This window comes from Amycolatopsis kentuckyensis (assembly GCF_002155975.1).
In the GTDB taxonomy this organism is placed as follows: domain Bacteria; phylum Actinomycetota; class Actinomycetes; order Mycobacteriales; family Pseudonocardiaceae; genus Amycolatopsis; species Amycolatopsis kentuckyensis.
Genome location: NZ_MUMI01000052.1, coordinates 1 through 5,805, shown reverse-complemented (window position 1 = coordinate 5,805; position 5,805 = coordinate 1). Strand labels below are relative to the sequence as shown.

Here is a 5,805-nt window from a genome sequence, read left to right as displayed (position 1 = left end):
TTCGACGGGTCGAAGCCCGGCACCTTGCCCGGGTCGAAGCTGCCGCCCGGGGTGTTCGGCTGGCCGGGGAAGGACGGGACGCTGCCGGGGGCCGGCATGTTCACCCCGGGGACCGAGCCGGTGCCGTTGGGGTTGCCGTTGTTCCCGTTGTTCCCGTTGCTGCCGTCGTCGCCCGGCTTCTTCTTGCCGTCCTTGCCGCCGTCGACGTTGACGTTCTCCTGCTGGCCCTGGAGCGCGGCGTACGTCGGCATCTTCTGGCCGTTGTCGTTGCTCGCCTTGTAGTAGGTGTTGAAGGCGTCGACGTTGGCCTGGCCCTTGGCGTTGTAGTCGCGGATCGCCCGGTCGGTGTCGGTCGTCCACGGCGTCACCGCGTTGAGCAGGTTGTTCTTCGGCGGCTCCTTCGGCACCTGCTGCACCTGCGCGTGCACCGTGGTGAAGGCGTTGTGCTGCTCGCCGAGGTACTTGTCGGAGTCGGTGAGCTTGGTGCCGGAGTCCTCCATCCACACCCGCAGCGGGTGGGCGCCGGCCTGCTGCGCCGCTTGGGCACCGCCACCGGTCCAGGCCGCGTCCATCTCCTTGGCGAGGGCGTCGATCGTGCCGAGGCGTTCGGAGTAGGCGCCCTTCAGCCGGCTCGCCGCGGACTGCCCGTTTTCGATCGAACCGGCACCGGGACCGGTGGTGATCTTCTCCCAGATGTCGTAGCAGTCGATCTTGCGGTCGCCCTGCACCGACGTGTGGTCGTCCGAATGCGTGGTCGCCATGTTGTAGGCGGCGAAGCCGCCCAGGAGCACCAGCTCCAGCATTTCAGCCTCCCAGGGTGCGGATCATCGACTCGCCGAACTTCATCGCCACGGAACACGGGTCCGCCGCGCCGGCGCCGTTGTCGTACTGGACCAGGATGTTGACCGTCAGCTGGTCGGTCACCGCGACGAACAGGCCGCACTTGCCGTTCTTGCGGTCGTCCACCGCGGCGGCGTAGACGCCCGGGTAGCCGTAGGCCTGGGTCTCACCGAAGTAGGCGTCGTTCGCCTTGGTGTCGTAGACGTCCTGCAGCCCGTTCTTGTTCGCCGTCACCGTGGTCACGTCGATCTGGTTGCCCGGGTCGGCGGATTCCTGGAACGTGCAGCTCGGGCCGTTGCCGGTGGTCCGCGGCTGGCCTTCACCGAGACCCAGCGAGGAGCGCGCGGACGCGTTCATCGTCGCGCAGGCGTCCGAGGTGATCGACGCGGTGTTCAACGGGCTCGGCACCCTCGGCGCGGTGTCGGCGGTGGACCGGGTGGTCTCGCTGCCCGATTCGGCCGTGGACGGCGCCGGGTTGGCGGTGCCGCGGGTCTTGCCGCCGCAGCCGGCGAGGGCGAGCACGGCGCAGGCCACTGCCGGAACGGCGAGGAGTCGTCGGTTCACGTGGCCTGGTTCCCCCGCTTCGAAAGGTCGGTGTAGGCGTCCGACTCCTTGGTGGTGATCTTCTGCTTCGCGGCGGTCAGCGCCTCGATGTAGTTCTTGACGTATTCCTGCATCTTCTGGTTCTGCTCGAGGAACGCCTTGCCGGACGGGTTCGCGAGCTTTTCCCAGTCGCCGCTCGCGAACTCCTTGCCGGGCGCCTTCACGTTCGCCATCAGGTTGGCGTCGGCGTAGTCGCGCTTCAGGTCGGCCTGCAGGTCCTGCCACTTCTTGATGACGCCGTCGATCTTGTCGGCGTCGAACGTGAACCCGCCGCCACCGCCGGCCGGCGCGGACATGTTGACCTCGTTAGCCATGCGATCCCATCCCCTTCGCGTCCTCGCCCATTCTCCTCCGACGCCGCCGAGCTGTCCGAGGTTCCCCGAAAAGCGTGAAGGCGGGCCACCCACCAGGGGTGACCCGCCTTTTCACGACGTACTGCCTTACTGCGCGACGGCCTTGACCTCGAGCCGCACGTCGACCTTGACGTCCGGGTGCAGCCGGGCGCCGACCGAGTGCTTGCCCACGGTCTTGATGTGGTCGCGCAGCTCGATGACGCGCTTGTCGAGCAGCGGGCCACCGGCCGCCTTGATCGCGTCGACGATCTCGCCGGCGGTGATCGAACCGAAGAGCTTCTTCGAGCCCTCGGCCGCCTTGCCGGTGAGCTGGATGGCGCCGAGGCCCTCCAGCGTCGCCTTGATCTCCTTGGCGTGGTCGAGGTCGCGGATGCGACGGCTCTCCTGCGCGCGCTGGATCGTGCGGACGTTCTTCTCCGCGCCCTTGGAGGCCGCGATCGCGTAGCCCCGCGGGAGCAGGTAGTTGCGCGCGTAGCCGTCCTTGACCTCGACGATGTCGCCGGGGCCGCCCAGGTTGGCCACGTCCGTGGTGAGGATGATCTTCGCCATGTCAGTGCCCTCCCTTAGCGCGCGGTCGAGGTGTAGGGCAGCAGCGCCATCTCGCGGGAGTTCTTGACCGCGATGGCGATGTCACGCTGGTGCTGGCTGCAGTTGCCGGTGACGCGACGGGCACGGATCTTGCCGCGGTCGGAGATGTACTTCCGCAGCAGGTTGGTGTCCTTGTAGTCGATCAGTTCCGGGCGGCCCTTCTTCTCGGCCTTGCAGAACACGCAGACCTTCTTCTTGGGCTTGCGAATGGGTGGCTTGGCCACTGTCTACTCCTGGTAACTCAAATCTGTGTGGATGTGTACGAGATCAGAAGGGGGGCTCGTCCGAGAAGCCGCCGCCACCGCCGCTGCTCGCGGCCGGGGCGGAACCCCACGGGTCGTCGGCCGGCATTCCGCCGCCACCGCCGCCGCGGTTCCCACCGCCGCCACCGCCGCCGCCGAAGTCACCGCCGCCACCGCGGCTGACCTTGTTGACCTTGGCCGTGGCGTAGCGCAGCGAGGGGCCGATCTCGTCAACCTCGAGCTCGACGACGGTCCGCTTCTCGCCTTCCTTCGTCTCGAACGAGCGCTGCTTGAGGCGGCCCTGAACGACGACGCGGGCGCCGCGGGTCAGGGACTCGGCGACGTTCTCCGCCGCCTGCCGCCAGATGTTGCAGCGCAGGAAGAGGGCCTCGCCGTCCTTCCACTCGCCGGACTGCCGGTCGAGGGTGCGCGGGGTGGACGCGACGGTGAAGTTCGCGACCGCCGCACCGGACGGGGTGAAGCGCAACTCCGGGTCGGACGTCAGGTTGCCGACCACCGTGATGACGGTGTCTCCAGCCATCGGGGTTCCCCTCGGGCTCAGGCCTTGGCGGCAGCGGGCTTGGCCGCGGCGCGCTTGACCTCGCGACGCATGACCTTGGTGCGGAGCACGGTCTCCTGCAGCGACAGCTGCCGGTCGAGCTCCTTGACCGCGTCGGCCGAGGAGTTCAGGTCCAGCAGGGCGTAGATGCCCTCGGCGTGCTTCTTGATCTCGTACGAGAGACGACGACGGCCCCAGACGTCGACCTTCTCCACGGAACCGCCCGAAGTGCGGATCACGTTGAGGAAGTTGTCCAGCGTGGGGGCGACCGTGCGCTCGTCGAGCGTGGGGTCCAGGATGACCATTACCTCGTAATGGCGTGACACAACCACTCACCTCCTATGGGCTCGCGGCCACGGACTGTCCGTGGCAGGAGGGTTTGTCCAGGTAAGGCTACCTGGGGGTACCGACAGGACCGGACGGCGGGGGTCAGCCGGCCCGGCGCAGCACCCAGGTGCGGACCAGCCCGGCGGTCACCCCGGCGAGCACGATCACCGCGATCAGCATGGGCAGCTGCACGTCGTTCGACGTGCTGTTCGAGGCCAGCGACTGCGCGTTGCCGGCGTCGCGGATGTCCGCGCCCTGGCCGCTCTGGTCGCCCTGGCCCGCCTGCGGGGCGGAGACGTCACCGGGCAGGGTGCCGTTCGCCGGGTAGCGCACCCCGGGGGCGACGGCCGTGCCGGCGGTCGCCGTGGGGATGCCGCTGTAGTCGCGCATCGGGGCGCTGCCGCCCGTGCCGCCGGTGGTGCCCGGGTTCAGGTTCGAGAGGTTGCCGGACGCGCCGCCGGGAGCGGTGTCGGCGCGGCCCTGCTGGGCGCCCGTGCCGCCGGTGCCCTGGGTGCCCGGCGCGACGTAGTTCGTGGCGATCGTGGTCAGGCCGCAGCTCTTGGCGACGCCGCCCGAGATCGCGGCGAGCACCTCGGCCTTGGTGCTGTCCAGCACGCCGAGCCCGTTCGCGCCCTTCAGCGCGGTGGCGACGGCGCTGCCGACCGCGGAGCCCTCGACCGTGCCGCCCGCCGCGTTCGGCACCTGGCCGACCGCCAGCGCGCCCTTGCTCGCGATCGTGTCGGCGAGGGAGTCCGGCCACACGCTCGCGAAGGTCCAGAAGTGGCTGTTGACGTAGTCCCGCGCGCTCTTGCGGACCAGTTCCTTCACCGAGGCGCCGGTGACCGCGACCGTGTCGCCCATGCTGCCGCTGACCGAACCCGTGCAGGTGCCCGCGAGGGTGGTCGCGGCGGAGGCGGTGCCCGTGCTGAGGAATGCGCCGCCGACCAGGAAAGCGGCAATGGCGGTGACGGTCAGGGTCTTCCGCACGGGCACAGTCCTCCAGGGAATTACGGGGGCGTCGTTCCAGGCAACACCAGAATGAACGACCGAGATACGTGAAAGATACTCGGCAGTTGGCTCAATTCGCAGCGGCCATTCGGCGGAGCACCCAGGTGCGGACCAGGCCCGCGCTGACTCCGGAGAGTGCCAAAACCGCGATCAACAGCGGCAGATTCGACCCGTTCGTGAATCCGTCCGACGCCGAGGGTAGCGCTTCGGCCTGGCCCGCGGTCTGGACGCCGGAGTTGCCGTCCGACGCGCCGTCCGGACCGGTGAGGCCGTACTGCGGGGCGTAACCGGGGATCTGGCTGCCGTACCGGATCGCCGGGGACGGCGAGAACAACCCGGCCGTCGCGAACGGGATGCCGCTGTAGTCGCGCATCGGGGCGTAGCCGGTGCCGAGGGTGAACGGGAAGCCGCCGAACACCGGGCTGCTCGCGAAGCCGGGCAGGAGCGGGCTGTTCGCGTCCGGGATCGGCGTGGTGCCCGCCGGGGTGCCGCCCTGCGGCGCGCCGCCGGTCCCGCCCTGGGCCGGCGGCTGCTGCGGGCTGCCGCCCGTGCCGCCGGGCTGCTGCGGCGCGGGCTGGCCACCGCCGCTGAGGGAGCGGAGGCCCTGCTGGGTGCCGCTGGTCACGCCCTGGACACCCTGGTTGATCGCGCTCGCCGCGGGCGCGCCGACCACCGGCACCGGCGAGACGACGGTGTTCACCACGTTCACGGTGACCTTGCACAGCGTGCCGAGGACCGCGTTGATCGTCCCGGTCAGCACCTTCGTGGTTTCGGTGACGACGCCGAGGTTGAGCGGGAGGCCGAGCAGCGGCGTGGTGGCCTTGACCGTGTCGCCCGGCTTGGCGCTGACCGTGTCACCGCACTTGGCTGTGATCGTGTCCGCCGAGGCGGTGCCGGGCATGCCGAGCACGGCCGAACCCGCGAGGACGAATGCTGCCGCACCGACCGCCGTAGCCCTCCGTGTCCGATCCTGCATGCTCGCCGCCCCTGGTGTCGTCGCCTACTTCCCAGTACAACGACGCTAAGGCAGCTGGGTGACGCCCGCTCGCTCAAAAATGTCCGGCATTCGGGTGGAAGCGGCGGTCACCGAGCGTCAGGCGGGGCTGCGGCGGATCCAGGCCCGGACCAGCGCGGCCGCGACGATCGCCAGCGCCAGTACCGCGAGCAGCATCGGCAGCTTCGCCGGCGGCGTGACACCCGGCAGCGCCTCCGCCGTGCCGGACTTCTGGGCGTCGACGGTCGGCGGCGGGACCTGCTGCCCGGGGATGATCTGCGCGATCACCGG

At 69.8% G+C, this 5,805-nt stretch carries 8 protein-coding genes and 2 pseudogenes; all 10 read right to left on the bottom strand.

The window, feature by feature from the left end:
- A pseudogene (locus CCN39_RS05445) lies at positions 1-803 on the bottom strand (hypothetical protein); the annotation flags it as partial.
- 1 nt (position 804) lies between these two features.
- The gene (locus CCN39_RS05440) at positions 805-1,404 is read right to left on the bottom strand and encodes a DUF3558 domain-containing protein (RefSeq protein WP_086838961.1); all 600 of its coding nucleotides are present in this window, start codon (positions 1,402-1,404) and stop codon (positions 805-807) included.
- Complete coding sequence (locus CCN39_RS05435; protein WP_086838960.1) at positions 1,401-1,757, bottom strand: hypothetical protein; 357 nt, start codon at positions 1,755-1,757, stop codon at positions 1,401-1,403. The genes CCN39_RS05440 and CCN39_RS05435 overlap by 4 nt, the downstream gene beginning before the upstream one ends.
- 126 nt (positions 1,758-1,883) lie before the next feature.
- Positions 1,884-2,345, bottom strand: coding sequence for a 50S ribosomal protein L9 (gene rplI / locus CCN39_RS05430; protein ID WP_086838958.1), 462 nt, complete (start codon positions 2,343-2,345; stop codon positions 1,884-1,886).
- Between the two features lie 14 nt (positions 2,346-2,359).
- The gene (rpsR, locus tag CCN39_RS05425) at positions 2,360-2,608 is read right to left on the bottom strand and encodes a 30S ribosomal protein S18 (RefSeq protein ID WP_003098744.1); all 249 of its coding nucleotides are present in this window, start codon (positions 2,606-2,608) and stop codon (positions 2,360-2,362) included.
- A 43-nt stretch (positions 2,609-2,651) separates the two neighbouring features.
- Positions 2,652-3,167 (bottom strand): single-stranded DNA-binding protein, encoded by a 516-nt coding sequence (locus CCN39_RS05420; RefSeq protein WP_086838956.1) that lies wholly within the window; start codon positions 3,165-3,167, stop codon positions 2,652-2,654.
- A 17-nt stretch (positions 3,168-3,184) separates the two neighbouring features.
- Positions 3,185-3,511: a 30S ribosomal protein S6 gene (gene rpsF / locus CCN39_RS05415; RefSeq protein WP_200876551.1), complete on the bottom strand. Its 327-nt coding sequence runs from the start codon at positions 3,509-3,511 to the stop codon at positions 3,185-3,187.
- Between the two features lie 103 nt (positions 3,512-3,614).
- Complete coding sequence (locus CCN39_RS05410) at positions 3,615-4,505, bottom strand: hypothetical protein (protein WP_086838954.1); 891 nt, start codon at positions 4,503-4,505, stop codon at positions 3,615-3,617.
- Between the two features lie 85 nt (positions 4,506-4,590).
- Positions 4,591-5,430 carry a hypothetical protein gene (locus CCN39_RS05405; RefSeq protein ID WP_086838952.1) on the bottom strand — a complete coding sequence of 280 codons (840 nt, stop codon included), beginning with the start codon at positions 5,428-5,430 and terminating at the stop codon, positions 4,591-4,593.
- A 183-nt stretch (positions 5,431-5,613) separates the two neighbouring features.
- Positions 5,614-5,805: pseudogene (locus CCN39_RS05400) on the bottom strand (hypothetical protein); the annotation flags it as partial.

Excerpts from the sequence above, each read along its gene's own strand:
- CCN39_RS05435 (WP_086838960.1), bottom strand. The coding sequence starts at position 1,757 with ATGGCTAACGAGGTCAACATGTCCGCGCCGGCCGGCGGTGGCGGCGGG.
- rplI (WP_086838958.1), bottom strand. The coding sequence starts at position 2,345 with ATGGCGAAGATCATCCTCACCACGGACGTGGCCAACCTGGGCGGCCCC.
- CCN39_RS05420 (WP_086838956.1), bottom strand. The coding sequence starts at position 3,167 with ATGGCTGGAGACACCGTCATCACGGTGGTCGGCAACCTGACGTCCGAC.